The organism is Pseudomonas fuscovaginae SE-1 (assembly GCF_000364705.1).
In the GTDB taxonomy this organism is placed as follows: Bacteria; Pseudomonadota; Gammaproteobacteria; order Pseudomonadales; family Pseudomonadaceae; genus Aquipseudomonas; species Aquipseudomonas fuscovaginae_A.
In genome coordinates, this window is sequence record NZ_AQOH01000088.1 from 1 (window position 1) to 2,024 (window position 2,024).

General features: G+C 53.1%; 2 protein-coding genes and 2 pseudogenes. 3 read left to right on the forward strand and 1 reads right to left on the reverse strand.

What is annotated here, in order from left to right:
• From K675_RS32190 to K675_RS30590, 3 genes and pseudogenes are all read left to right on the forward strand, one after another.
• Positions 1-253 (forward strand): annotated as a pseudogene (locus tag K675_RS32190) (DDE-type integrase/transposase/recombinase); the annotation flags it as partial.
• Between the two features lie 228 nt (positions 254-481).
• Positions 482-1,390: an IS110 family transposase gene (locus K675_RS0110155; RefSeq protein WP_026145081.1), complete on the forward strand. Its 909-nt coding sequence runs from the start codon at positions 482-484 to the stop codon at positions 1,388-1,390.
• A gap of 16 nt (positions 1,391-1,406) precedes the next feature.
• Positions 1,407-1,634, forward strand: a pseudogene (locus tag K675_RS30590) (integrase core domain-containing protein); the annotation flags it as partial.
• Between the two features lie 143 nt (positions 1,635-1,777).
• Here the strand turns inward: K675_RS30590 and K675_RS33575 are convergent.
• Positions 1,778-2,024, reverse strand: a 247-nt coding sequence (locus K675_RS33575; protein ID WP_232434416.1) for a hypothetical protein, incomplete at its 5' end; no start/stop codon positions are given.

The window sequence follows — 2,024 nt, forward strand, 5'->3', positions numbered from 1 at the left end:
AGCGCCCCGACATTCCCAATGTCCTTGATCGGCAGTTCACCGTGCAGCGCCGAACACGGTTTGGTGCGGTGACATCACCTATATCTGGGCACAGGGTCGATGGAGTTACCTGGCTGTCGTCCTGGACTTGTACAGCCGCAGAGTGGTGGGCTGGGCGATGTCCGCCAAGCCTGATGCCGAGCTGGTTATCCAGGCGCTCGACAGGGCTTATGAGATACGTGGCAGGCCTCATGGCGTCCTGTTTCATAGCGATAGTAAGAATGTACTGGCCAGTGTTCCCGTATGGTCTGACTCACACAGCGATAGACCCTTGTGTCTTTCCCTGGACCTGTCGACCATCCGGGAACACTGCACGTCAAGGTGACCGCCTTGCCGATACATGTGACCCAAGAAGGGCCTGACGCCACGTCACTTTACTGTCTTGTCCAGGTGTCCGGTTGGAGCGGTTCAGTTCGTGCTCGGCGAATCGGAGCAACCAGCCATGCGCAACGTTAAAGTCAGCAGTGTTTCGAGACAGGTCGTAGGCGGTGTAGATACCCATAAAGATCTGCACGTCGCTGCAGTCGTAGATGAACAGGATCGTAATAAAAGTGACAGGCGCAAGCGGGGCAAAGATGACACCCTTGATGCTGGAAATGCCGCACATGCGGCCTTCGCTGGTATTCGTACCGTTACCCCAAAAAAACGAGACGGTATGGTCGAATCGTTACGCGTGCTCAAGGTGTGTCGGAAGACGGCCATACAGGCCAGGCGCATTACCTTGCAACTGATCCAGAACACTATCGTTAGTGCGCCTGATGAGCTACGTGAATCATTACGCACGTTGACCCGCATGCAACTGATTAGAACGCTGGCAGCATGGCGTCCAGATCTATCAAGCTATCGTCAAGTCGCGTCCGCCTACCGGATTGCCCTGAAGTCGCTGGGGCGGCGTTATCTCGAGCTGCATGACGAAATAGCGGACTTGGATGTGATGATTGCAGCCTTGGTTGACGATCTTGCACCAGAGTTGGTTTCCCGAAATGCCATTGGTTACGAGTCCGCTGCCCAGTTGCTACTGACGGCAGGCGACAACAGCGATCGTTTCCGCTCAGAGTCCAGCTTCGCGGCCTTATGTGGGGTTAGCCCAGTCCAGGCCTCTTTAGGGAAGGTCACCCGGCATCGCCTGAATCGAGGTGGTGATCGTGCCGCGAACAGTGCGCTGCATATCATCGCTATCGGACGGCTTCGGACAGACGCCCGAACGCAGGCTTATGTCAGTCGACGTCTCGCAGAGGGACATTCGAAGCTGGAAGCTATCCGCTGCCTAAAGCGCTACATCGCACGGGAGGTCTACAGCATTATCCAGAGGCGAAATAGCATCATCAACCAAAGCGCAGTATCCACTTGACACTTAGAAGGGCGTCCAGGGTAGCCAATATGGAAGCCGTAGTTTCCGCCAGCGGCTATGGCGTTATCGGATGAGCCAAAGCATGAGCCGACGGGGGAATTGTTACGACAACGCACCCATGGAGCGGCTGTTTCGTAGCTTGAAAACGGAGTGGGTGCCGACGGTGGGTTACATGACGACAGCGTTGTCTGAGCAGGACATCGGTCGCTACCTCATGCAGCGGTACAACTGGACAAGGCCGCATTAGCACAACGGTTTCGTGCCGCCATCTGTTGCGGAAGAAAAATTCAATTCTATGTCCGGGAATTGTTGACCACTACTCTGAGGTGCGGGTTCTTAGGGTGGTGAAACGTGTATGCTCCTTTGAGTAGAATGTGTCCTGATTATCTATTTCATTACTAAAATAATGAGCCCTATTAAAAGTAGTGGGGGGAGAGTGACGAGATAAACTAGTTTTTGCTTTCCTGAATAAATTGACTTTAGCCCAAGTTGGCTGTTTCTTCCTGCGATTCTAAAGGCTATGCCAATTATGGCGAAGGGTAGTATGACCAAGAGTGGATTCTCTTTGGTAAAGTTGTTTGCGGTGGTAGTGAAATTAAATGATAGGTGCCACATTCCTGAAGCTACAATGTAT

Excerpts from the sequence above, each read along its gene's own strand:
- K675_RS0110155 (WP_026145081.1), top strand. The coding sequence starts at position 482 with ATGCGCAACGTTAAAGTCAGCAGTGTTTCGAGACAGGTCGTAGGCGGT.